At 35.4% G+C, this 26264-nt stretch carries 21 protein-coding genes; 16 read left to right on the top strand and 5 right to left on the bottom strand.

Annotation, left to right across the window (positions count from 1 at the left end):
• Nucleotide 1: 1 nt before the first annotated feature.
• From CXF85_RS17635 to CXF85_RS17650, 4 genes are all read right to left on the bottom strand, one after another.
• The gene (locus tag CXF85_RS17635) at nt 2-1603 is read right to left on the bottom strand and encodes a TIGR03016 family PEP-CTERM system-associated outer membrane protein (RefSeq protein ID WP_101229959.1); all 1602 of its coding nucleotides are present in this window, start codon (nt 1601-1603) and stop codon (nt 2-4) included.
• Nucleotides 1563-2459 carry an XrtA-associated tyrosine autokinase gene (locus CXF85_RS17640; protein ID WP_101229960.1) on the bottom strand — a complete coding sequence of 299 codons (897 nt, stop codon included), beginning with the start codon at nt 2457-2459 and terminating at the stop codon, nt 1563-1565. Before CXF85_RS17640 ends, CXF85_RS17635 begins: the two co-directional genes overlap by 41 nt.
• Before the next feature lie 2 nt (nt 2460-2461).
• The gene (locus CXF85_RS17645) at nt 2462-4048 is read right to left on the bottom strand and encodes an XrtA system polysaccharide chain length determinant (protein ID WP_101229961.1); all 1587 of its coding nucleotides are present in this window, start codon (nt 4046-4048) and stop codon (nt 2462-2464) included.
• A gap of 65 nt (nt 4049-4113) precedes the next feature.
• Entirely contained in the window at nt 4114-4749 is a 636-nt protein-coding gene (locus CXF85_RS17650) for an XrtA/PEP-CTERM system exopolysaccharide export protein (RefSeq protein ID WP_101229962.1), read from the bottom strand.
• A gap of 260 nt (nt 4750-5009) precedes the next feature.
• On the opposite strand from CXF85_RS17650, the gene CXF85_RS17655 reads away from it, so the two are divergent.
• The 12 genes from CXF85_RS17655 (at nt 5010) to CXF85_RS17710 (ending at nt 21020) form a co-directional block, all read left to right on the top strand.
• On the top strand, nt 5010-6413 hold the full coding sequence (locus CXF85_RS17655) for a TIGR03013 family XrtA/PEP-CTERM system glycosyltransferase (protein WP_101229963.1): 1404 nt from the start codon (nt 5010-5012) through the stop codon (nt 6411-6413).
• A 5-nt stretch (nt 6414-6418) separates the two neighbouring features.
• Entirely contained in the window at nt 6419-7285 is an 867-nt protein-coding gene (locus tag CXF85_RS17660; RefSeq protein WP_101229964.1) for an XrtA system polysaccharide deacetylase, read from the top strand.
• Between the two features lie 2 nt (nt 7286-7287).
• On the top strand, nt 7288-8790 hold the full coding sequence (gene xrtA, locus CXF85_RS17665; protein WP_101229965.1) for an exosortase A: 1503 nt from the start codon (nt 7288-7290) through the stop codon (nt 8788-8790).
• Nucleotides 8791-8795: 5 nt separating this feature from the next.
• Entirely contained in the window at nt 8796-11387 is a 2592-nt protein-coding gene (locus tag CXF85_RS17670) for an exo-rhamnogalacturonan lyase family protein (RefSeq protein ID WP_101229966.1), read from the top strand.
• Complete coding sequence (locus CXF85_RS17675) at nt 11384-12502, top strand: glycosyltransferase (RefSeq protein ID WP_101229967.1); 1119 nt, start codon at nt 11384-11386, stop codon at nt 12500-12502. The genes CXF85_RS17670 and CXF85_RS17675 overlap by 4 nt, the downstream gene beginning before the upstream one ends.
• 5 nt (nt 12503-12507) lie before the next feature.
• Nucleotides 12508-13512: a polysaccharide deacetylase family protein gene (locus CXF85_RS17680; RefSeq protein WP_101229968.1), complete on the top strand. Its 1005-nt coding sequence runs from the start codon at nt 12508-12510 to the stop codon at nt 13510-13512.
• Entirely contained in the window at nt 13512-14564 is a 1053-nt protein-coding gene (locus CXF85_RS17685) for a FemAB family XrtA/PEP-CTERM system-associated protein (RefSeq protein ID WP_232771251.1), read from the top strand. Before CXF85_RS17680 ends, CXF85_RS17685 begins: the two co-directional genes overlap by 1 nt.
• A 55-nt stretch (nt 14565-14619) precedes the next feature.
• Complete coding sequence (asnB, locus tag CXF85_RS17690) at nt 14620-16560, top strand: asparagine synthase (glutamine-hydrolyzing) (RefSeq protein WP_101229969.1); 1941 nt, start codon at nt 14620-14622, stop codon at nt 16558-16560.
• A gap of 140 nt (nt 16561-16700) precedes the next feature.
• The gene (locus tag CXF85_RS17695; RefSeq protein WP_101229970.1) at nt 16701-18281 is read left to right on the top strand and encodes a GMC family oxidoreductase; all 1581 of its coding nucleotides are present in this window, start codon (nt 16701-16703) and stop codon (nt 18279-18281) included.
• Nucleotides 18274-18606: a hypothetical protein gene (locus CXF85_RS17700; protein WP_101229971.1), complete on the top strand. Its 333-nt coding sequence runs from the start codon at nt 18274-18276 to the stop codon at nt 18604-18606. The genes CXF85_RS17695 and CXF85_RS17700 overlap by 8 nt, the downstream gene beginning before the upstream one ends.
• 3 nt (nt 18607-18609) lie before the next feature.
• Nucleotides 18610-19671, top strand: a complete 1062-nt coding sequence (locus CXF85_RS17705) for an acyltransferase family protein (protein WP_101229972.1) — start codon at nt 18610-18612, stop codon at nt 19669-19671.
• Entirely contained in the window at nt 19668-21020 is a 1353-nt protein-coding gene (locus CXF85_RS17710) for an O-antigen ligase family protein (RefSeq protein ID WP_101229973.1), read from the top strand. Before CXF85_RS17705 ends, CXF85_RS17710 begins: the two co-directional genes overlap by 4 nt.
• A gap of 2 nt (nt 21021-21022) precedes the next feature.
• Here CXF85_RS17710 and CXF85_RS17715 read toward each other — a convergent pair whose 3' ends face one another.
• Entirely contained in the window at nt 21023-21598 is a 576-nt protein-coding gene (locus CXF85_RS17715) for an H-type lectin domain-containing protein (protein ID WP_101229974.1), read from the bottom strand.
• 163 nt (nt 21599-21761) lie between these two features.
• On the opposite strand from CXF85_RS17715, the gene CXF85_RS17720 reads away from it, so the two are divergent.
• From CXF85_RS17720 to CXF85_RS17735, 4 genes are read left to right on the top strand one after another with little or no spacing between them, the layout of a single operon-like run.
• The gene (locus CXF85_RS17720) at nt 21762-22877 is read left to right on the top strand and encodes a glycosyltransferase (RefSeq protein ID WP_101229975.1); all 1116 of its coding nucleotides are present in this window, start codon (nt 21762-21764) and stop codon (nt 22875-22877) included.
• Between the two features lie 13 nt (nt 22878-22890).
• Nucleotides 22891-23940, top strand: a complete 1050-nt coding sequence (locus tag CXF85_RS17725; RefSeq protein ID WP_101229976.1) for a sulfotransferase — start codon at nt 22891-22893, stop codon at nt 23938-23940.
• A 15-nt stretch (nt 23941-23955) separates the two neighbouring features.
• The gene (locus tag CXF85_RS17730) at nt 23956-25050 is read left to right on the top strand and encodes an acyltransferase family protein (RefSeq protein WP_157829130.1); all 1095 of its coding nucleotides are present in this window, start codon (nt 23956-23958) and stop codon (nt 25048-25050) included.
• A 20-nt stretch (nt 25051-25070) separates the two neighbouring features.
• Nucleotides 25071-26225, top strand: coding sequence for a glycosyltransferase family 4 protein (locus CXF85_RS17735; RefSeq protein ID WP_101229978.1), 1155 nt, complete (start codon nt 25071-25073; stop codon nt 26223-26225).
• The last annotated feature ends 39 nt before the right edge of the window (nt 26226-26264 follow it).

Genomic DNA, 26264 nt, shown 5'->3' on the forward strand with positions numbered 1-26264 from the left:
GTTAAAAATCTTTTGTTAAATTGATGGAAGCACGGGCTTCGTTATAAGTGTAACGCTCAATATTTGATTGTCTATCAAGGTATTGCAACGTTAAAAAGGCATTGAGCGATGATGCTAGGCTTCTATTGTAAGTTGCCGATAGTGTTTTATAGGTATCTTCTTGCCTAGGGCCATCAGTTTTATCTTTATCAATAACATTTTTTCTGTAATTAACATAAACAGTGACATCACTTCTCGCACTCATACGGCGACTGACACTAAAACGTGCGTCAAGGTAATTATCTATGACTCCAGTACTTAATACCTCTCGGTCACGGTTAGATAAATCCAGGGTGAAGGTAGTTCGCGCGAAGGCTAACTGAGATTGCCATGCTAAGCGCTTGTTTAAAGTAAATTCATTATTTTCTTCTAAAACTAACGATGTTAACGGTATGCTGACAAAGCCGTTGTTATCATCAGGCAGCTGACCTAAGGGTAAACACGCATTTATATCAGGGGCATTTTCAGGACACCATATTTCACCCGCGGAGACTTCCTGGTAACTATTACGATCAAATGTTTCGATAGTCTCATGATAAGAAATAGTATTCGTTAGGCGTCGAGTACGGTGAGAAAAGTCCAACTCGTAAGAATCACCAAAAAAGCGCTTTGAATACCCAGCCTTAACAGACGTTCTTGCCGACGGCTGCCAGTCAATATCTGCAGCAACATAATCATCACTGGCTTGAGTCTCATCGTCTACGTAGTTATACGATAAATCAATAATAAAATGTTTGGCTGCTTGGTAACGTAAGCCGGGTCCCCATGACGGAATGGCATCAGGATTACTTCCTGCGGCGGTACCCGTGACCTTTTCATTATATAAACGAATAAAAGGATTCACTTTATAAGGTGTTATGGCGCCAATTTTTGTTTCAAATTGATAGTTTTCACTAATAAATCCATTATTTTCTTGATTAGTAAAAGAGCCATTTATTTGCCAAAAAACAGCACGTGCAGCATTACCATTAGTCGTATTGACCATCACACTATAACCATGGCTTTCGCCTATGTCATCTTCGGTGTCTACTAAGTTAAGCATGTAAGAAGACGACAGCGCATAATCGCTGTTAGCAGTATTGTATTGCAAACCAGTAGAATAGTTTCGTTGCTGAATGGTATCAGCGGTAATTAAATCAGCTAAACTATTGCCTGAATCACTTTTACTAACGTTAGTTATTGATGAGCTAGCAATAATTTGCAGCTTATCTTGCCAAAGAGAATATGAAGCATTGGCTAATAAAGTCTGATAGTGATCGTCGAGTTCTCTATCATGACTATAGAAAGCTGTCGTATCTGTGCCAGCTATTTTGAACTGTAATTTTTTAGAACTAAAACTAGCATCAGCACCAATAATAAACTGACTCACTAGACTCGATTGTTTGTCTAGTTGACTCAGTTCTATATTATTTGTAAATGTTTCGGTAAGCCCTAAGCTGGGATCAAATTGCCATTCACCCGCTAAAGCACTGGTTGATAAAAACAAACCAGTTATCGCTAAAACGTGTAATTTGAGTTGAGCTTTACTGGTTTTTTCTGCCATAGCCATATCCATAATAACCATAAACATCCTTTTTTGATCTAATGGTTTTATTCATTACTAAGCCTAATGCAATATCGCTATTTAATTGACTCACCGCAGTTTTTACATCATCTGTTTTAGTTTTTGACTCTTCAACCACAATAAGTGCTTGGCCAACAAGGTCTGATAAAACAGGCGTTTCTGTCACACCAATGATTGGTGGACAATCAAATATAACTATTCTATCTGGGTAGCGTTCCGCTAGTTCTTTAGCTAAGTTCGCCATGCGTTCACTGGCCAATAATTCATTGGTCAAATGATGCGGTTTACCCGCGGGAACTAGCTTCAAGTTTTCAATGTTGGTACTGTAAATTATATCAGACAAAGACGAGACGTCAGCAAGTAGGTATTCAAGTAAGCCCTTTTTACTATCGAACTCTAATTCTCTATGTAAACTAGGTCTTAGCACATCAGCATCAATGAGCAGTACCGTTTTATCTTGTTCAAGAGCGATACTTAAGGCTAAGTTAATAGCCACATAAGTTTTACCTTCATTAGGGTGAGAGCTAGTCACCATAATCAAGTTACTGTTATGTAGTGTTTTTGACGCTAAGCCAAAAGCATTGTTAAGTAACTTTCGTTTAATGTGACGAAACTCTTCTTGAATATGGTGAGCACTATCTGAACTATAAATAAAGCCTCGTTCATTTAATCGCTCGCCATTTAATATTATTTTATCTTTATTATTACTGCTTGTGTGCCCTGTTGCTAAAGGTGTTGAGGTGCTGGATGTGTCATCAACCTTATTCTCAGTAGTGGCTTCATGTTCAGTGGTACTAGCTAATTTCTCTTGCTGAGCTAACTTTTGTTTAGCCAAGGCTTTTTCAATGGTACTCATGGCTAAAATATCCTTTTTAATGGAGCTTGAATAAGATCAGGAAATAAAAAATAACTAACAAATAACACTAATAAACAGAGTAATAACACGTTAGAGCCTATAAAAATCAAGGTTTTCTTTTGGTGCCATTTCTGTAAGCCTAGGTTTTCATTAGCCGATATAACACCAAAAATAGGTACACCGGTGATTTTAGATAACTGAGCGGTAGATGTTGCTACAGGATTCAATTGACTCATTAAGAGTGATAAACCAATGCCAACACCAAAACCTAAAATAAGGACAACACCAAATAAAATGAAACGTTTTGGTCCTGATGGTTTAGTTGCTTTACGTGCAGGGTCTATCACGCGAAATTGAATCTTATCAGTTGTTTCATCAGCTTGTTGAGCGAGCTGTGCGGTTTCTTTACGTGATAATAACTCTTCATACTTCTTTTTAGTAATAGAATAACCACGGTTTAGTGCTACTAATTCCGCTTCTATTTCAGGTAAGGTATGCACTCTATTTTCAAGTTCGATAATACGTTGGCGATAATCATCAGCTCTAACATTGAGTGAGGCAATTAGGTTTTCCAATTGATTCACTTGTATTTGTACTTCTTGAATAACCGGATTAGCACTTAAACGTTTTAAGCTACCCGTATTTTCACTATTTTGCGCAAGGTACTTCTCAATTTCAACGCTGCGTAATTTATTTAAATGTTCTAAATTTCGGCTTATTTCAATGACATCTGGATGTTTATCGGTATAACGTAACTTCAAAGTATCTAGTTGAACTTCTAATTCATTGATCCGGTCATCATAAGTAGTCTGTATTGAGCTTTCACTTTTGATTTTATTATCGCTACCTGTATCGGCAACAATAGATTGAGCTAGCTGTTTTTTAGCAGATTCTAGACGGGTTTTGTTTTCTAAAATATCTAACTCAATCGATTTTAACTTATCTTTATGACCATTGAGTTTTGTATAATAACCACCGGATTGTTCAGGTAAAATACCACTGTATTTTTGTTTGAAACTCGTTAATCTAGCTTCAGCATTAGACAGGCGATTTTCATAATCTTTAATTTGAGTATTTATAAATTTTTGTGCACTATCTGAATCACTTCGCGTTTCACCTAAGGTATTTTCAATGAAGACATTGAGCGCAGAACGGACAATGTTTTTGGCCATTTCAGGATCTTTATCTTCTATACTTAAGGTATAAATGTTTTCTCGACCAACACCTGATATTTTGATATTTTCTTTTAGGTTTTTGATTATAGCTTCATATTCTTCACTATTACTAGCCTGAACATCTAAATCGGTCATACGTGATATACGTTCTAAATTTGGACGACTTAATAATGTTTTTATCATCAAACGGATTTGGGTATTCGGATTAGTCTCAACCGTTAAACCTTTTAATAAAGGGCGTAATAAAGATTGGGTATCAACATAGACCCGTGCTTCTGATTTATAAACATTAGGCATAGCAGCAACGAAATACCAACCGATAGGGCAAATAAGCCAAGTTGCTATGATGATATAACGACGTTTTAACCAAATTCCTTTTAGATAATCAATTATCTCTTCAAATATGTCTTGCATTACTACCCTTTAACTACCTTTAAAATTGTGCACTAAGTTTATATGCCATTGTGTGATGATAAACTTTAAAACCATGCCTCAGGAATGATAATAATGTCGCCTGGTAACATATCAACATTGGCACTGATTTCGCCATCTTTAAGCAGTTGATCTATCATAACTTGATATTGTTTTTGTTGTCCTTCTTCAATACGTATTAATACCGCATCATTACCATCAGCAAATTCAGTTAAACCACCTACTTGAATCATTACATCGAGTAAAGTCATGTGTTGAGTATAATTAATCGCTCGTGGCTGTGCCGCCTCACCAATAACACGAACTTGTTCACTAAATGGACCGACAAAATTTGCTACTGTGACCGTAACAATAGGGTCTCGTAGGTAAGTTGCTAATATTTCTTCAATTGAGCGAGCTAATTCAGTCGGTGTTTTACCGCTGACCTTGATATCTTCGACTAAAGAGGTGGTAATCATGCCATCTGGACGAACTACAAATGAACCGGAAACTTCAGGGTTACGCCAAACAAAAATATTAAGCACATCACCTGAGCCTATTAAATATTTATAAGCATTTATATTGGCTGTATTGGAGGGGTGTAAAGTTGCACTAGGCAATGTATTGTGTGAACTACAACCGGAAAGAACAGTTGCTAACAATAACAGTCCAACTTTTAAGTTGTTGGTAAAGAGATTATCCATAATTTACACCTTTTATTTATACTCATTACCAATCAATATACATCTTTCAGAGTGTACTTTGAATAGTAATGGATATCGTACAATTTAATTGAAAAACAATGGTTAATTGTATGATATTTTACCTTCTTTTGGCAACGTTAATTAACAAGTGTAAAATAAACGTTAACATTGGTGTTTTTTTTGTTAGAATCAGCGCTGTTTTTTTTGTCGGTGGATAGCTGCTATTTAGCAATTATCAATTAAAGGGAATCTAGTCGGCTATGTCTAGTTCGAAATTTCGTGATTTATCAGCAGGGACTAAATCCTTAATCATCATAGAGCAAATTTTATTTGCTGGTGCTTTGTTGTTAGCTGTTCACTTGAACGGAATATACCAAGTTGTTGACTTTCAGGTTATACCTGACAGTTTTTTATTACTCTATGCCGTTATTTTTGCACTACTTAATCAGTTAAGTGCATTAGCGCTAGGATTGTATAACTCAAAACTGAGAGAGAGTTTTCGAGGCATATTCCGTCGCATGTTGATGTGTGTTTCTGTGGCCTTTTGTGCTGCCACCCTCATTAACCCTTTTTATGGTGCTTATCTTCTACCAATAGAATTATTGGCTATAGCCTCATCCCTTAGTGTTTTTCTTATTAGTTCTTTTCGTTATTTTACCTTTAAAATTGATTTCTTTGGTTTTGGTAAGCGTAATATTCTGGTGTTAGGATCAGGTAAACGAGCATCCATTATAGAAAGGCGTATGCGACGCGATGTCGATAGGCAAGACTTCACTGTGCATGGTTTTGTTATTATGGACGGTGATGCACCTGATGGAATTCAGCGTGAAACGCGTATTAATCTTGATGAATCATTGGTTGAGTACACCTTAGCTCATAATATTGACGAGATAGTTGTCGCTAATGACGAACGCAGAAATAATCTACCCGTAGATGAATTATTTGCATGTAAAATCCGTGGTATAGAAATTATAGATATATTGGATTTTATTGAGCGTGAAACAGGACAAATAGCCGTTAATCTTATTTATCCAAGCTGGGTAATCTATTCAAATGGGTTTGCCTCTAATAATCATTTACGCAATACACTCGATTGGATTTTTAATGCGGTAATGGCATTTGTTTTGTTATTAATTACTTGGCCTGTAATGCTTATTACTGTGTTGATTATGAAAATAACTGAAGGTTTTGATGCGCCAATTTTTTACAAGCAAGAACGTGTTGGTTTAGATGGCGAACCGTTTAATATTATCAAATTTCGTAGCATGCGTTTAGATGCTGAAAAACACGGCGCTCAAATGGCGAGTGAAAATGACAGTCGAGTCACAAAAATAGGTCTGTATTTGCGTAAATACCGTATTGATGAACTGCCACAAATTTGGAATGTATTACATGGTGATATGGGCTTTGTTGGTCCAAGACCAGAACGCCCTCAGTTTGTGCAAAGCCTTATCAAAAACCTTCCTTATTATAACGAACGTCATAATGTTAAACCGGGTTTAACCGGTTGGGCACAATTAAAATACCCATACGGGGCTACGGAAGCTGATTCGTTAGAAAAGCTAAAATATGATTTGTATTATATTAAGCATCGTAGTTTTCTATTGGATTTATTGATACTAATTCGAACCGTTGAAATTGTGTTATTTGGTAAAGGGCGTTAATTGAAATGCAAGTTGTAGATAAAGTAAGCCCGATACCTGAAAAACAGGCGCTAACGGTAGATGTTGAAGATTATTTTCATGTTTCAGCCTTTGAAAAGGCGATTGATAAAACTGATTGGAAAAACCTTGAGTTAAGAGTTGAAAAAAATACTTATCGATTATTAGAACTGTTTGAACAGAAACAGGCTAAATGTACCTTTTTCACCTTGGGCTGGGTCGCTGAACGTTGTCCTAATATGATTAAAGCAATCGTTGACCAAGGACATGAATTAGCAAGTCATGGTTTTGATCATCAACGTGCGACTGAAATGACGCCAGAGCAATTTATAGCGGATGTTAGTCAGAGTAAAAAAGTACTTGAAGATGTTTCCGGACAAGAAATTATTGGCTATCGAGCGCCAAGTTTCTCTTTTAATGATAGTAATACTTGGGTGTATCAGGCTCTAGTTGATTTGGGTTTTGAATACAGCTCTAGTACTTACCCAATTGAGCATGATTTATACGGAGTACCTAATTGGCCACGTTTTAAATACCAAAGAGACGAAGGCATCATTGAAATACCTGTACCAACAGTAAGAAAAAATGATCGTAATACTGGCATCGGTGGTGGTGGTTACTTTCGCCTTTATCCTTATTGGCTGTCTAAAAGACGTATTGATAATTACTTGAGTACAGAAAAACAACCTTATAGCTTTTATTTCCACCCATGGGAAATTGACCCTGAGCAACCTCGTGTCGCTGGTGCGCCGGTTAAGTCTAAGCTTCGTCATTACTTAAATTTATCTCGCATGGAAGGCAAGGTCGTTCGTTTGTTAGAAGACTACCAATGGGACACAATGAAGAGTGTGTATTTAAATAAAGGAATTAAATAAGCATGATTAAACAGATAATTAAAGCTGCACCAGTTGTAGCCATTTTTATTGCTTGGTTTTATACTTATTACCAAGGACTGGTTACAGCGGTAAATATTTGGGCTATCTCTGAAATATTTAATCACTGCTTTCTCGTCATTCCTATTTCTTTTTTCCTTATTTATCAAAAACGAGCCCAACTTTCTCAACAGACTTTTGTTGCTAATTATTGGTTGTTACTGCCTTTAATGGGAACGTTACTCTTATATACTTTTGCTGTTGTTGGTGATATTCGGTTATTCATGCACATAGCTACTTTTGCCTCATTACCATTACTTATTTGGTTTGTTATTGGTAATCAAGCAGCTAAAGTCATCGCATTCCCTTTATATTTTATGTTGTTCTCTGTTCCTTTCGGTGAGCAGTTGATACCTTATCTGCAAGAAATCACGACTGATTTAGCCGTTCCTTTATTAGAAATGACAGGCATACCTGTTTATAGAAATGGTCTTTATTTAGACATCCCAGAAGGGCGTTTTTTAGTTGCTGAAGCTTGTTCTGGAATTAGCTTTTTAATCACATCAATCGTTTTTGGTAATTTATACGCATATGTATCTTTTAACAGATTACCTAAAAGATTATTCTTTATTTGCATCTCATTAATCGTCCCAATTATTGCAAATGCTTTAAGAGTGTACGGTATAGTCTTAATTGCGCACCTAACCGATATGGAACATGCCGCGGGGGCCGATCATCTTATATACGGTGGTGTGTTTTTCGCGTTTGTGTTGTTCTTATTGATAATGATTGGTGAGAGATTAAGAGATAGAACTGAAGTAGCTAACCCTCAAAAATCTACACCAAGTGAAGATATTAACGAAAAAAGTATTAGTGTAGATAGTACTAGCGTAAAGAATAGTCCTGTGATGGCATGTAGTCTTCTTGTTTTGTTATTTGTAAGCCAAGTCTTTTGGTTGTCTTCTGTAACTAACAATAAAGCCACGTTAACAGGTGATGAATTAATAGTGGATTTAAGAGCATTACCCTTTGTTGTCAAAGAAAAACCATTGCAAAAGTGGCGTCCTGACTTTTCTAAAGCATCAAATATTCAGCAAGGAGTTATTAAAGGTGCTAACAACCTTGATAACATAGAGCTTTTTATTGCTAGCTATTTAGGTGGGGAAGGGGAGCTAATTTCTTCTATGAATAAATTGTATAGTGCAAACCGTTGGACATTAATTCAAAATAGACAAATTAGTATTGATGAAGATAAAGAAATTCAACAGATTAAAATTGTCTCACCGTCAGGTCAATATCGATATATTTTATATTGGTATCAGTTCTCAGGTGAAGTATTCACAAACAAGATAAAACTGAAGCTTTACCAAACGTTAATGGCAATGTTAGGTCAAACACAAAGCTCAGCTATTATCGCATTGTCTATGGAAAGTGATAAAGATATGGAAGTTGTTATCTCTATGATAAAAAATAAAGTTAACCTTATACAAGATAACATTAAGGATTGAGCACAGTGATATCTGTCCCGTTTTCTCTTGTAGAGAGTCATAGTGTTTCTCGTACCTCTCAACCTGTAAGTATTGGTTTTCCTTTTGTTATGGGCACTGTATCTACTGATACTAAGCTGGCTATTCAATATCAGGATAATCAGCTTGTATCATGTCAAATATCACCTTCAACGTTTTGGCATGATGGCAGTGTTAAATGGGCAATGATTGATTTTATTGTTGATATTACAAGCAATGAAACCTTATTACTTACGTTGACTGATAATTTTTCTGATGAAGGTATATCGTCACAGCAAAGCCAAATAAATGTATTAGATAATAATAAGAAACTTGAAGTTAATACTGGCTTAGATTCATTCTACATAGATACATCTGAAGGTGAATTGCTATCTATCGTTAGCTCTAAGTTGGGTAAAAAAGGAAGTGAACCTTTATCCATTCAACTTACTAATTCAAAAAATGAAGAATACAAAGCTATTATAGATGATGTTTGTATTGGCCTTATTGAAGAGGCGACTCATCGAAAAAATTTAACTATCAATGGTAGTTTCGTCGATAAAAATAAAGAAAAGAGTGAACTTAAATTTGAATCCACACTTACATTTTTTGCCAACACAAGTTATATAAAAGTAGAGCTTACGCTGCATAACCCACAAGCTGCAAAACACCCTGGAGCATTATGGGATTTAGGTGACGAGGGCTCTATTCTTTTTAAGTCTCTCTCTGTAAATATCCCTGTGGATAGTAATAGCTCCGTTGATATTTATGATCATGTTTCAAATAAAACAATCCCGTGTGGCCAAAATGCCTTCCTCAAGCAACTCTCTAGTGGTGGAGTAAATTGGAATAGCCCTGTGCATAAAGATGCCGCAGGGGACATAGGGTTTGAAAAAAATGGCTTTGTTATTAACTCTGCTAATGATGAACACGAAGGCATGCGTATATCTCCTTCTTTTAGTGTTAAAAACTCAGAAGACACAACCAGTGTTTATATTGAAAAATTTTGGCAGAATTTTCCTAAAGCCATATCAAAGCAAAGTGATTCATTAACTGTCGCATTATTTCCCGAAGGTAATTTTGAATTACAAGGCGGCGAGAAAAAATCACACTCGGTATGGATTGACTTTAAATCAACGGCTCAAAATTTTAATTGGCTTGATAAACCGTTAACTGTAATCATAGAGCCGCAGTATATTGAGAAAACGGGTGCGTTTGATTTCTTTAAATCATGTGTCAAGCAGGACGAATTGTCCGCGATTATTGAAAAAGGCATTCATGGCCCCAGCAACTTTTATGAAAAGCGTGAAGCTGTTGATGAATATGGTTGGCGAAATTTTGGTGATCTGTATGCAGATCATGAAACAAAGGGTTATGCAGGAGATGATATCTTTGTTTCCCATTACAATAACCAGTACGACCCCATTTATGGCTTTGTCTATCAATACTTAGCTACTGGAAATCCAAGCTATTTTGAGTTGGCAAATGACCTTAGCAAACATGTGGCTGATATTGATATTTATCATACTGTGGATGACAAAGATGAGTATAACGGTGGACTTTTTTGGCACACTGACCATTACTTGGATGCTTCCACTTGCACACATAGAACTTTTTCAAAAAATCATCAAGCCGCTTATGAGGACTATAGCTCAGGAGGAGGTCCTGGTGTACAGCATTGCTATACAACGGGTTTAAAGAGTCATTACTTATTAACGGGTAATGAAAAGGCTAAAAAGGCTGTATTACAGCTAGCTGATTGGATTACTTTTAGTTTTGAAGGCTCAAATAGTTTTCTAGCAAAACTATTTGCGATCAAGCAAAGTGGTAATCACGGTGTTAAAGATCACCTATTAGGGCGGTATCCTTTAGACAGAGGCACAGGGCATTATATCATTGCTTTATTAGATGCTTTTGACCTCACTCAAAAAGAAGACTATTTAGCCAGATCTTTTAAGGTAATATCTAATACCTTCCATCCAAACGATGATATTAGTTTACGTGATTTTGGTAATATAGAAGCCACATGGTTTTACACTGTATTTTTACAGTCAGTAGGCCGATTTTTGCTGGTAAAAGAACGAATAAAGCAACTAGATGATGACTTTTATTACGCCCGAGATGCAATGCTTCATTACGCGGATTGGATGTTGAACAATGAGTTACCTTATTTAGAACAAGTAGATAAATTAGAATTCCCAAATACCACATGGGCAGGTCAAGATTTACGTAAAGTTGGAATTTTTTATATGGCTAATTATTATTCATCAGTTAAGAATGATAAGTTCCTAAACAAAGCCGATTATTTCTATCAGCACATTATAGATATGCTGCAAAGTGATACTAACAATGATTATACGAGAATTTTGGTATTACTGATGCAAAACATTGGTTTTGCAAACTTCTATCAACATAGCGCTAGCCAAAATGAGTTTGAAAGGATTAGAGAGTACACCAAGCCTGTTAAGACAAATAAAGGAATGAAAATTTGTGCTTTATTATTTAAAGAGCTATCACGGTTATCAATAAATAATGAATTGAAATGGCTGAGTTTACGCTCTGTCAAGGTTGCAAAATTATTAGGGAATAAAGCTCAATGAAAAAGCTTAATGTATTACAATTTATATGTTCAACAGGCTTTTATGGTGCAGAGCGTTGGGTATTAGCACTGGCAAAGTATTTGAATCCGCAAGAAGTCAATTGCCACCTTGCCGTTACTCTTGAATCAAACAACGATGAGTTAAAAATAGTCGGTGAATTCAATAAGCTTAATGGCAGTGTTTTTCAATTACCTATGAGTAATAGGTTTGACCTTAAAGTAGTTGATAGACTGGTAGAGGTTATCAAAAGCAATGATATTGATATCATTCATACTCATGGATATAAATCTGATATTTTAGGTTTATTAGCTGCAAAGAAAGCAGGAATTAAAATTGTAATTACACCCCACGGGTTTGAGAATGGTCTTGATTATAAATTAAGGTTATTTATTTGGTTAGGTTGTCAGTCATTTAGATTTGCAGATATTGTTGCCCCGCTTTCTAAAGCCCTTTGTAATGATGTCCGTGGCTTCGGAGTGAAAGAAAAACGTTTGGTTTATGTACAAAACGGTGTCGATTTATCCGAAGTTGAAGAGCAAAAAATAAAAGAAAATACTTTAAAGTCAGTTGGAGATAACAAAAGAATCGGCTTTGTTGGTCAGATGATTAGCCGTAAGAATATTAAAGATATTCTCGACATCTTTGAATCACTGGCAGGTAAGTACCCTAATATTACCTTGAGTTTACTTGGTGATGGCGAATCTCGAGTTGAGCTTGAAGAATATACACAATCACTTTCCCATAAAAGTCGAATTGAATTCTTAGGCTTTAGAGATGATCGTTTAGAACTATTGCAAAGTTTTGATTTATTTGTAATGACATCAACTTTAGAAGGAATACCTCGTTGTTTAATGGAAGCCACAGCGATGGGGGTTCCTGTTGCAGCATATAATATTGCTGGGATTGACCAGCTAATAGAGCATGAAAAAACTGGCTTGTTAGCGCCTTTTGGTGAAAAAGAACTGTTGTTAGGTTATTGGGAAGATTTGCTTTTCAATCAAGATAAAGCAGAACAATTATCTCTTGCAGCTTGTGAGTTTGTAAACGCTAACTATTCAGGCAAAAGAATGGCTAGTGAATACACGACACTTTTTCAAGATTTAGTGAAAGGTTAAATTAGATGACAATGCAAAATAAGCCATCTGTTTTGTTTGTATTGTCGGTAGACACGGAAGAAGAGTGGGATTGGAAAACTGAATTTCCGCAATACAATGTGCAAGTTGAAAATATTCAGGCTATACAAGGATTTCAACAAGACTGTAACAGTGTAGGGATTCGGCCCACTTACTTTGTTGACTATCCAGTTATAAATAACTCACAAAGTGTACAAATATTAAAATCTATTGATCAAGCTGGGCAATGTGAAATCGGCGCTCATTTACACCCTTGGTGTAATCCACCTATGACGGCTGAAAATGATGAGTTTTCGTCTCATGTTGTAAATTTACCTATAGATTTGGTTGAGCAAAAATTGGTTAACTTATTAGGGAAATTGAGGGCATCATTTGGCAAAGATATTAGTTCATTTCGAACAGGGCGTTGGGGAATAAACTCAGCTGTAATGGCGTTGCTAATTAAACATGGTATTACTGTCGACTCCAGCGTTTACCCATATTACCGTAATAGTTATTTTAACTGCGACGGTGCGCCAGTTGAACCCTATTGGCCTGATTTATCAAATCCATTAAAAGCTCAGTCACAAATTACACAATCGTCTATTTTCGAGATACCTGTTTCTGCAGGCTTTAACCATGCCCCGTTTACTTTATGTGACAAAATCCATAAATTATCTAGTACTCCATTTTTATCCTTCTTGCGAATACCAGGAATTATGTGGCAGTTAAAACTTTTACGAAAAATATATTTAAGCCCAGAGTTGGCATCAGCAACTGACATGCAAACATTGATTAAAGTATTACTGAAACGAAAAGCACCTATTGTTCATATGAACCTGCATAGTTCAAGTTTAATAGACTTACCCTATAGCAATCATCCTTTTACTCGAGAGCAGATACTGAAAAACATGAAACAGACTGTCAGTTACTTACAGGAACATGCAAATGTGACCTTTTGTACTATTAGTGAAGCGAAAGAAATATTAACTCAGAATCAAGGTATTCAATAGTGACAAATTCTCAGTTAGTCATTACAACAATTAGTGCTTCTGATTCTTTATTGTGGGACCAATATGTGCAAAAGCATAAAGGACATAGTCCTTATCATCTTTTTGCGTGGTTAGCGGCTATTGAGGCAGCTTATTCACATAAAGTTTATTACTTTGTTGCAATGCAGAATTCAAAAGTCGTTGGCGTTTTACCTTTGGTGAATATTCATATTCCGCTTAAAGGTAGCTCATTATGTTCGCTTCCTTTTTGTGATGTGGGTGGGTGTTTAGCGGATAATAATGAAGTACAAATTACATTAGAGCTAAAAGGCACTGAATTAAAAGGGCAGTTAAACGCTAAATCGATAGAATATCGTGAACGTGCAGAAATTAGCGATAACACTCAGTTTGAAGGAAGGAAAGTGAGTATGCTTTTACCCCTACCTGCAACGAGTGATGAGTTGTTTTCGGGTTTTAAATCTAAATTGCGCAGTCAAATACGTAAAGCAGAAAAAAATGGTTTGACCTATGAGCTAGGAACAAATCAACAGTTTATTGATGAGTTCTATGCAGTATTTAGTGAAAATATGCTCAGGTTAGGTTCACCAGTTCACAGTAAAAAATGGATTGAATCTATCTGTGAGCAATATAAAGACCAATGTATTATCGTGGTTGTTAAATTAGATAGTGTACCGGTAGGTGCTGGAATCGTGCTCTTTTCTAATGATAAAGCTTGTATTCCATGGGCGTCTACCCGAGCAGAATATAACCGTTTATCTCCCAATATGATGTTGTACTGGGCATTATTAAAATTTGTTACCGAGCAAGGATGTACCGAGTTTGATTTTGGCCGTTCAACGTTTAATGAAGGTACGTTTCGATTTAAACAGCAGTGGGGAGCTCAACCAGTTCTATTGGAATGGCGTGATGATAATGTCCAATCTGATTCGCAGAAGGGCATTGTGCAGTCAACTAGCTCACTAAAGACTTTAGTGGAGAATATTTGGAAAAAATTACCACTAGCGCTAGCGAATACTATCGGTCCAAAATTAAGACGTTATATCAGCTTATAACAAGCAGTATAAATGGCTTGAAATACTAATACAGGTTAATAAGGAAGTAATCATCATGTGTGGCATAGCAGGTTTTACGCAATTTCATCAGCAACAGGGTTCAATTGACACGCTGAAAACGATGGGTGAACGTATTTTTCATAGAGGCCCAGATGCTGGCAGTGAATATTTAACTGATCATGTTGGTTTATGTCATAGACGTTTAGCTATTATTGATTTATCAGATGCTGGTATTCAGCCAATGAAATCTGCTGATGAACAGGTTGTTATTTCCTTCAACGGTGAAATATATAACTTCATAGAGTTACGTGAAGAGCTTATAAAAGAGGGCGTTGAATTTAAAACTGATACAGATACTGAAGTTATATTGGCCTTGTATCAGTCAATTGGCATTAATAAGCTACTAGATAAAATCAATGGCATGTTTGCTTTTGCTATCTGGGACAATATCAAACAAGAATTATTTGTTGCTCGTGACAGAATAGGCAAAAAACCATTATATTACAGTTTTTTTAATAACGATCTTGTATTTGCTTCAGAACTAAAAGCTATGTTGGCTCTGCCATCGATACCTAAAGATATTCGCTTAGACGCTGTACATGACTTTTTTGCCTATCAATATATTCCTGATCCTAAAACCATTTTTCAAGGTATTCATAAGCTAGAACCAGGTCATTATTTATTAGTAAATAAAAATGGTTTAAAAAAACAACAGTATTGGGATATATCTTTTGCTCAAACATCTAGCGAGCCAGAGCAAGCATTAAAAGAAAATGTACAAGCGCTAGCACGTAGTTGCACCAAACAACGAATGGTATCAGACGTACCTTTAGGTGCATTTTTAAGTGGTGGCGTTGACTCAAGTGGAGTGGTTGCACTCATGGCAAAAATAGCCGATGAGAATAATGCCAAACCAATAACCACTTGTTCAATTGGTTTTGACGATGAAAAATTTGATGAAACCGAGTTTGCAAAAATGGTTGCAGATCAATACAACACGAATCATCACGAATTAACCGTACATCAAGACGTAGCTGAAAGTTTAGAGCATATTGTTTCGTTTTTTGATGAGCCATTTGCGGATCCATCATTGGTGCCCACTTATTTTGTTTCACAACTTGCACGAGAGAAAGTGACCGTAGCTATTGCTGGCGATGGTGGTGATGAAGTCTTTGCGGGATATGAAAAATATTCAGCCGATCATATGGAAAATAACTTACGTAATAAAATCCCCCCTTGGATAAGAACAAATATTTTCCCAACTCTGGCAAATGTAGCTCGTTCAATAAACATTAATGCCAGCCAAAGAGCTAGTTCTTTATTAACCAGTTTAAGTGTTGAACCGGGGATGGGATTTTATATCTCCAATTCATTTATCAAAGATAGTACTTGGCAAACACTGATAAATGATAAAACTAAAATTGAACTTGGCGATTATCACCCTTCAAAATTAACGATAGATTTTTATAATAATTGTGATGGCAAAGATCACTTATCGCGTATTTTATATACCGATATGAAAACCTATTTACCGGGTGATATTTTAGTCAAAGTTGATCGCATGAGTATGGCTAACTCATTAGAAGTTCGTGCTCCCATTCTCGATCATAAATTAATAGAGTTTGCTTGTACTATCCCTTCTGAGTTGAAATTTAATACCAATAAAAGCAAGCCTGAGAAAAAATATTTACTCAAAGAAGCCTTTAAAGACTATTTACCTGACGATATTTTATATCGAAAAAAAATGGGTTTTTCAGTACCGCTGGCATCTTGGCTACGTAATGAACTGAAATCAATAACAGAAGAGCGATTATTAAATAGAGAGCATGGGCTTTGCAATTTTTTCAAGAAAGAGCAAATAGCAAAGCTGTGGCATGAACACAAAACAGAAAAGAAAGACAATGCTACCGTACTTTGGAGCATGTTAATGTTTCAAATGTGGTGGGATAAGTATATGAATGATAGTAATTCTATTAAAACGACTGAAAATAAATAACATATATGTAACAATAAAATCTCTCACTAGACCTAAATTAGCAAGCAACTCTTTGAAGGACGTTACCCAAATGTAATGCCAATGTTGCCATAATTATGCGTTATTACCTTTATTTATTAATAAAATAGCAAACTACTAATATGATAGAAAATGGAAATTTAATCCCTGATAAAGCTAAACTTGCGTGCCAAATATGTATTGTTGGTGGCGGAGTAGCTGGCATTGTTTTAGCAAACGAACTTAAAGATCACTTCGAAGATATAATACTTGTTGAATCGGGTGACATAAATTATCAACAAGAAAGCCAAGATTTGTATCAGGCGGAAAGGTTTCCACCTCCCTTACCCGATCCACATTATGCAAGATTACGATTTTTGGGGGGCAGTAGTAATCACTGGCAAAATAATACCTCACCATTAGACCCTATAGACTTCGAGCATAGAGAATGGATCCCTAATAGCGGCTGGCCAATATCTTACGCAGACTTATCTGTCCACTATATAAAAGCACAGCTTTATTGCGGTGTAGAAACGGATGGTTATCAAACCAATTACTGGAGAAAAAAATTAAATAAGATCGATTTAGTAGCTAACTCAAAAATTTTAGAAACTAGAATAACTAAAGCTTCCAACCCTCCAGTTCGTTTTTTTGCACAGCATGGTCAAGCAATTGTTGATGCAAAGAATATAAGGATACTAACAAATAGTAACCTCGTTGATATTGATTATGATAAACAAACAAAAAAAGCTAGAAGTATAGCCATTTTAAATAACAAAGGTAATAGTTTTACATTGCATGCAGATACTTTTGTAATCGGTTTAGGTGGTCTCGAAAATGCTAGAATGCTGTTAGCATTTAATGAAAAATATGAAAATAAGCTCGGGAATCAAGGTGACAAAGTTGGCCGCTACTTTATGGAACATCCTACACCTAGAGCCGCCCATTTATTTACCGATAAACCAGAGAGTTTTGATTTATATCAAGCTTCGCTGTACGAACAGAAATATGTTCTTGGCTTCCTAACATTATCTAATGAGTCGTTAAGACAACACAAAACAACAAACCTAAGAATGCCAATGGTGCCTGCTAGCGAATATACAATTTCTGATGGCATATCTTCTTCTCATGTATTAGGGGCAGCCTTATCTGATTTAACATTACCCGAAGACACAGGTTCCCACTTGTATAACATTGTTTCTGATATGGATATGGTTCTTGAAGCAATAGCACGTAAGAAATTTGATTCACATTTGTTTGACGGCGCTAATGAGGTAGGAGGGTTTGAGATTCCCATGATGATGGAACAAACACCAAGTGAAGATAATCGCATAAAATTAGGTACAAAACGAGATGCACTTGGCCTACCTAAAATAATTATTGACTACAAAGTCAGTGATTCAGATAAGAATAGATTATGGACATCCTTAGAAATCGCAGCGCAAGAAATAGGCGCTCAGTCATTAGGGCGATTAAAGTTACTTAAAAATCGCTCTAGTAGAATCTGGAATGATCAGCTCGGATTTAGTAATCATCATATGGGCACCACCCGCATGAGTACGACGCCAGAAACAGGGGTAGTTGACAGTAACCAGCTAGTTTTCGGTACAGAGAATCTATATATTTCTGGTTCTTCCGTATTTTCTACCGGTGGTAATGTTCCACCAACACTAACCATAGTAGCAATGACTATTAGACTTGCAGAGCATTTAAAAAATGGATAAAAGCAAAAGAAAACTATTAAAAGCATTGTCTGTATTTTCAGTGACAACTATCAGTGCACCATTATTTGCTGGTTTAGGAGGGTACAAGCATCCTAATTCAACACACGAGTTATTTAATTTGGCTTTAAAAACTTGGCAAAAATCGGAAGATATATGCCCAGAATTATATATTGAACAAATAGGAATAAACCAAGTCAACTACAAATATATACAAAAAAATCAATTTGTTGCTGGAGAAATCATTGAGCTTGATGGCTTAGTTCTCAGTAAATGTGAAGTGGCCGGCCTTGCCAATATTGCATTAATTATTAAGGAGCAGAACTAAACAATGTTCGGTTTATTAAGAACAATTCTTGCTATCAATGTTGTTGCCTATCATATTCTAAAAGTTCCAGCTATTGGACCTTATGCTGTATATTCTTTTTTCATATTGAGTGGTTTTTTAATGACCATGATTATGCAAAAAACATATGGTTATACTTTATTAGGCTTTAAAAACTACGCATCAAACAGACTTTTAAGGCTGTATCCAATTTATTGGATATTAATGCTTGTTACCTTGATAATAATCTATTTTGTTGGCAATGACATTGCACAAGAATTTCATCATAGCTTGAGAGTCCCTACAACTTGGCAGGAATTCCTTATTAATACTTTAATGATATTTCCTGGGTTAATGGAATATCCGACACGTGTATTACCAGCCACATGGGCACTAACCATAGAGCTGTTTTTTTACCTATTGATTGGTTTGGGAATATCTAAAAATAGAAAGGTAACACTTGTGTGGTTTATCTCTAGCATAAGTTATATGGTATTTATTATGTATTCTACTAAAGCTATTGCCTATGACTATGGTAGCCTATTAACAGCTTCACTCCCTTTCTCTCTGGGGGCTTTTATCTATCACTACAAGCAATCACTATATTCTTTGCTGGAGAGATATATTCCATTAAAAGTAAGCTTACCATTATTTATTGTTAATTTAGCACTAAGCCTTTCTTTACCAATATTTTGGTCAGACTCTTTTAGTTGGAAAATGAGTTTCATTTTTGAGACTTTGAATATTGCATTAACAGCTTGCCTAATTCTTCAATTACAAAACATTAAAACAAACAAAAAATGGATGACGCTGGATAAAAAAATTGGAGACTATTCCTATCCGATATATATATTCCACTGGACCGCTGCGCTCATCGTTTTCTGGTTGCTTACAGTGCCGAATATTCAACTACCAAAGTTCAATAACGATATAGTTATATTTTTAGGTTCTTTGGTTATTTCCTATGTAATCGGATCGTTTGCTAATAAATTCAATGATAAATACATAGAAAAACTAAGGAAGAAAAATAGGAAGGTAAAGGGGAAAAGGAATTTGGCTAAAGTATGAGAGATGTAGTTGTTCTAATCATTATTTTATTATTTCTAATTATAGCGTTTCGCGATAGTCTTGGTGGGATGATAGCTTATTGGTGGTTTGCTATTTTTAGACCACAAGACTGGGTCTATATGGATATCACTGGTTTTAGGTTTCCTATGATAGCCACAATCCTGTTTTTCATCCCTTCAATGTTTCGTGGTAAATATCCTACACTTAAGGACGGTATAGCAATACTTATGGTTACGTGGTACCTGTTAATGGTACTCTCCGCTAATATCAATGGCTGTAGTGACTTATTTCAGAAAATAGAACCACTACAATACATGTTTTTGCTAATGTTCGCAGTACTACTCTCCGCAAGTGTCATTGAAAATAAACAACACTTATTATATTTAATAGCAATTGTCGGTCTATCCTTAGGGTTTTACTCTGGGAAAGCGGGTATACAAGCAATATTAGCTGGTGGTACTTCTACTTACGGCGCATCGAATTTAGAAGGGATATTTTCAGGTAGTAACGCTTTTGCAATGGGGAGTGGTATTTTACTGTTTTTTCTTATTTTCATCTACCAGCAATGCTCAAATTGTAATTCAAAAGGATTGTTTCCAAAGTACATAATTCTTCATCCAAAATTATTTTCAATTGTTATGTTATTATTTATTATAGGTACTATTTTTAATATTATATCCTTGTCTTCTAGAGGTTCTGCATTAGCGACATTTTTAGCATTAGTCTTACTTTTTGTATTAAATGGTAAATGGTTTAAAAAAGCTTTCTTAATGATACCTATATTAGCAATTACTATTACAATCATCCCACTACCAGAGGGCTATGAGCAGCGTATAGAATCAGCCTTTGCGGAAAAAGAAGAGTTGGATGCTTCTGCTGCATCTAGACCTCACTTTTGGAAAGTAGCAACTAAAATGACTCAAAGTTATCCATTAGGCGTAGGTCCTGGTTGTTTTCGAGAATATTACGATTTTTTTGATGATTCAAATGGCAAGTATCGCCGTGCTAGAGATGTACATAGTAGTCATTTTCAGGTACTTGCTGAGTCAGGTTATTTAGGCATATTTACATGGGGGCTTTTGTTTGTTTTTACTTATCTTCGATTATTTAAACTTCGTAGAATAGTTAAAGCAAATGAAAAAAATCTTGATAACCCAATATTCTATACACAATTATGCAATGCCATTATTTGCAGTATCACTGTATACCTTATTGGCGGGTCGCTTTATTCTCTAGCATTCAACGATTTAATATGGCTCAATTTTGGCATTACCATTGTATTGACAAAATTAATAAACAAAGAAGTAACTTCAATACCAACAAACGGCAAGGAGTCCCGAATAGGATAAACTTATAAACCGATAGCCAACCAACTTAGTGATGCTTGAGAAAGTCGAGTATCACACCAAGTATGGAAGCTAAGTACAAAAGAACTTGTAGTAATATTGCTTACTCTTGCTTTTAATCGGTGATCGGGCCCGTTCGCAAAATCTAACGTTTGAAAAGATGCTAATACATGAGGAACTGAAAGAAATGGTGAATCGAATTTGATTGTCTTTTCAACAATCCCCTTTTTGCCATTACATTGGCTTGATTGCATCAATTCAGGAAATAGTTGAGTAGACAAACTAACATCTCCGCTTTGAACTTGCATCAAGCTCTGCTCGTTACGAACACCATTTACCAAACCGTTAATTAAGGATAATTGATTATTAATCGCCGCATCTTTTCTTTTTATATCAGTTAATAAGCTAGCTATTTCCTGTTGTTGGACTAAAAGTTTATCAGTAATATTGGTACTTGAATTTGTTAAGGTGTGTAGTACGATATTTTCTACTTTAGATGGCAGTACAAATAGCATAGCTAATAGGGTAATAGATACACTGCTACAAATTATTGCAATTGGGTGAAACTGTTTTTTTATCATGAGTTATCTTATAAACATTTAGTGTTAATTTGCATAATTTAAAGTAACATTAACACCATGTAAACATGTTAATGACTATACATCTCCATTTGGTTATAAATTCAAATAATTATTAATATAACTCCGTGAAACAGTGTGTATTGATTCAGCGGAAATAAATAAAATGAAAAAAAATAATATAATGCACATAACCTTTGACATGCGTATCGGAGGCACTGAAATGGTTATTAAAAATATAATAGATGGCAGCGACACTAATTTATTTTCAATGACCGTTCTCTGTATAGAATCTCCTTTAGGTCCATTTGCTGAAGATCTTAAAAAAAACAATATTCGATTCTTCGAATCCAACCGTCAGCCTGGCTTTGACATAAATTTAATAAAAAAAATTCGCGGTATCGTAAAAAAGAATAATATAGATATTATTCATTGTCATCAGTATACCCCATGGGTATACGGTGTAATCGCCGCAGCGTTCACTAAAACAAGAGTTATTTTCACCGAACATGGACGGTTTTATCCAGACTCAAGTTCCTGGAAACGCAAATTAGTTAACCCAATCCTCAATTTATTTACCGATCAGGTAACCGCAATTTCAAAAGCCACGCAACAAGCTCTTGTTAAATGTGAAAGTATTAACGAAACATCAATTGACGTTGTATATAACGGGATAACACCTTTAACCGTTGTTCAGTCTGACGTAGATAAATTAAGAATAGAATTGTCTATCGCTGAGAGCCATAACATTCTCGGTACTATCGCTCGTTTCGATCCGATAAAAAATCATATTATGATGTTAAAAGCTTTTGCGTTTGTACTTGAACAACAACCAAATACTACCTTAATCATTGTAGGTGACGGCGAAGAACGTGAAAACATTGAAGCTTGTATTAAACAACTAAACTTAGCTCAAAATGTAATTTTAACTGGCTATCAAACAAAGCCACATAATTACTTAGCTTTAATGGATATATACTTGCTATCATCCTTTAGCGAAGGAACCTCGATGACACTTTTAGAGGCTATGTCGTTAGGTAAGCCTTGTGTAGTTACAGATGCGGGGGGGAATCCTGAAATTGTGGTAAATGGAGGAAATGGTTTTGTTACGCCAAATGATAATGCTCAAAAGTTTGCTCAAGGAATAACAAATATTCTTGAATCTACTGTGAACAAAAATCAATTTGGTCAAGCATCAAAAAGTAGATTTGATTCTCATTTTTCAGAAATGAATATGAACAAACAATACCATTATTTATATAACCAAGTCTTATCAGGATAATTAGATTATTAATATGAGTTTAACTAACAAATTTAAAAATAGATTATTGAACCTTTTCTTAAAGTTCCTAAAGAATGAAAAAATTCAACAAAGTGTGCACGACTCTATCAAATTATCTAAACAAGACTTAGGTACTCTTCATAATGAGGATAATCCATATGATCACAGTACAAATTGTGTTTCAAATAGTCAAATAACATCTGAGCGTGATGACATAGTATTCATTACTAGTCGTTTTCGAAGTGGTTCAACCTTGCTATGGAATATATTTAGAAACATTGATGGTTGCACATCATATTACGAACCTTTCAATGAACGCCGCTGGTTCGACAAAACGTCTAGGGGCGAGCATGTTGATTCAACTCATATTGGAGTAGATGATTACTCTAGTGAATATGATGGTATGGAACACTTAGATCAATATTATCAAGAAGACTGGATCAGAGAAGGTTTGTTCATGGATTCCAATACATGGGCGCCTGATATGAAATCATACATTTGTGAGTTAATTAATAAAGCAGAAGGCCGTCCTGTTTTACAATTCAACCGTATTGATTTTCGTTTACCCTGGTTAAAACAGCATTTCCCTAATGCAAAGTTTATTCACCTGCACCGTCACCCTAGAGATCAATGGTATTCATTTCTAACGGACAAAAAACTGATGACCAAAGATAATATTGAAACCACCTACATAGACGGTTTTTACTTAAATTCATGGTGTGATGATTTAGCAAAACATTTCCCTTTTTTAGACCAGAGAACAACTACGCACCCTTACCAACGCTTCTATTATCTCTGGAAGTTGTCTTACCTGTACGGTAAAAAAGAATCGAATCAAAGTATTAGTCTTAAACAGCTGATGCAAGACCCAAATAAGATTTTACAAGATCTTTTTACAGAGTTAAATATCGATTATAAGCACCTAAAGCAAGCAGCATCAGTTATAGAAAATCAAGGTGTAGATAAGTGGAAAAAATTTGCCGATAATAACTGGTTTGAAAAACTTGAACAAGAATGTGAATCAGAACTTACCATGTTTTTGAACTCATTAAATGCTAGTTAACTAATGATTTTAATCATGGATATTGTCAGAGGCCTAGCCGCCTTATGGGTGTTTTTTTATCATTCAAAGCAAATTTTTGCGCAGTCATCTCCTTTATTATATGAATTAGCTAAATATGGACATTTGGGTGTGCCAATGTTTTTTGTTATTTCAGGGTACGTTATAGCATATTCAGCTGAATCATCCTTATCTAAAAATGCTTCCCCAAAGGATTTTCTAAAAAAGAGATTTTTGCGAATATATCCAACATTTTGGGCTTCGATTATAGTTGTAATATTAATGCCTTATGCAATAGAATTCATAGCTATGTTTAAGTCAGGTACATATATACAGCCGATATCGTTGTTATCAAAAATGAGCTCTATCGAATGGCTTTATTTTGTAAGCTTAACCAAAGTTTTTTTTTCAAATGGTTCTAATGTTCAAGAACAATTCAATGCCATTAACTCTGTGTACTGGTCATTAGCAATTGAATTTCAATTTTATTTATTAGTATACCTAGCCCTACATTTCAAAAAACATTTTAAAAAAATCCTATTAATAGTTACTGGTGCAAGCTTTTTGAACCAAGTATTAGGCATCGAATTGAGCGGTGGCCTTTTCATACATTATTGGCAAATGTTCGCTTGTGGACTTGCGTTAGCTTATTTACATAAAGGCAACATTTACTTTCAGAAGATAGTAACTAAACACACCCTAATAATTTCATCATTATTGAACATAATAATACTGATTTCTTTGATAACTTATATAGATTTTAATTTGACTATTTCCAATTTTTCATTTGCAGTTATCTTTGTATTAATGTTATGGATAGTGGCCCCGTTTGAAGACGCACTAGTACAATTAAAGCGGGGAAGGATAACAAAATACTTTCTCGAATTATTTTTGATTTTAGGCGCGATGTCTTATTCAGTATATCTTCTCCACGCAAAACTTTATCAAATACCCGAAATGTTTGTTCGCCAGATTATAGAACCCAGTAACATCGCCTATGGGATATTAACAATCGTTCTAACTATAGTACTTTGTGCTCCATTTTATTATTTTATTGAGCGAAGCTTTATGAGTAAAAATTATTCAAAAATACATAAAAATATAATTTCTTGATATTAAGTAGAGATAAATAAATGACAAAAAAAACCTTATTAATAAGCGAGATATTCCCACCCACCAATGGCGGTAGTGGACGCTGGTTTTGGGAGCTTTATTCACGGTTATCGAGAAGTGAATATATAATCGCTGCAGGCCAAGCCGTGTTTGATGAAGCTTTTGATAAAACTCATGATTTAAATGTTACACGTGTAAACCTTACATCGCCAAGTTGGGGAATAAAAAGTTTAAGTGGTATAACGTTTTACGGGCGTGTCTTTAATAATATTAGAAAACTCATTAAACAACATGATGTAACTACAATTCACTGTGGACGTTGTATACCCGAGGGGTTTATCGGCTATCTATTCAAAAAAACGTTCAATATCCCTTACATTTGTTTTATCCATGGGGAAGATGTAGAAGCCGCAGCCACTAGCCGCGAGCTATCTTGGATTGTACGAAAGGTTTTGTCTAACGCTTCAACATTAATTTGTAATAGCCAAAATACAGCTAATTTAATTCGGAATAATTGGGATGCAAATCCTGACATAACGGAAATATTAAATCCAGGCTGCGATACAGATCGCTTCATTCCTGCCGAACAAAATGATGATATTAAGGAGTCTTTAGGCTGGAAAGGTAAACGAGTTGTTTTAACCGTTGGTCGCCTTCAAAAGCGCAAAGGTCAAGATATGCTAATAAGAGCATTACCGGAGATCAAAAAATCTATTCCTGATGTACTCTATGCAATTATTGGTGGCGGTTCAGAAAAGCAAGAATTAGAAGTTTTGACTCAAAAACTGGGGCTTGAAGATAATGTTCTTTTCATGTCGGAAATCAGTGATGAGGAGATGATTCAAGCCTACCAGCAATGTGATGTTTTTGCATTACCCAATCGAACTTATCAACAAGACATCGAAGGTTTTGGTATGGTATTAGTAGAAGCTCAAGCATGTGAAAAACCGGTAATTGCTGGTGATTCAGGTGGTACAGCTGAAACTATGGTCATTGGTAAAACAGGCTTTATTATAGATTGTACACAACCTGAACCGATAGCACTTAAATTGACGGAGTTATTGCAGAATCCGGAAAAATGTGAAGAGATAGGAGCTAAAGCTAGAAAACATGTAGAGTATTCCTTAGACTGGAAAGTACACACTGAAAAAGCTAAATCTATTTTTAATATTTAAGAAACGAGGCCTTATGCTTTGTAATAGACAAAGAACAAC

Origin of the sequence: Colwellia sp. 75C3, from assembly GCF_002836255.1 — a bacterium.
In the GTDB taxonomy this organism is placed as follows: Bacteria; Pseudomonadota; Gammaproteobacteria; order Enterobacterales; family Alteromonadaceae; genus Colwellia.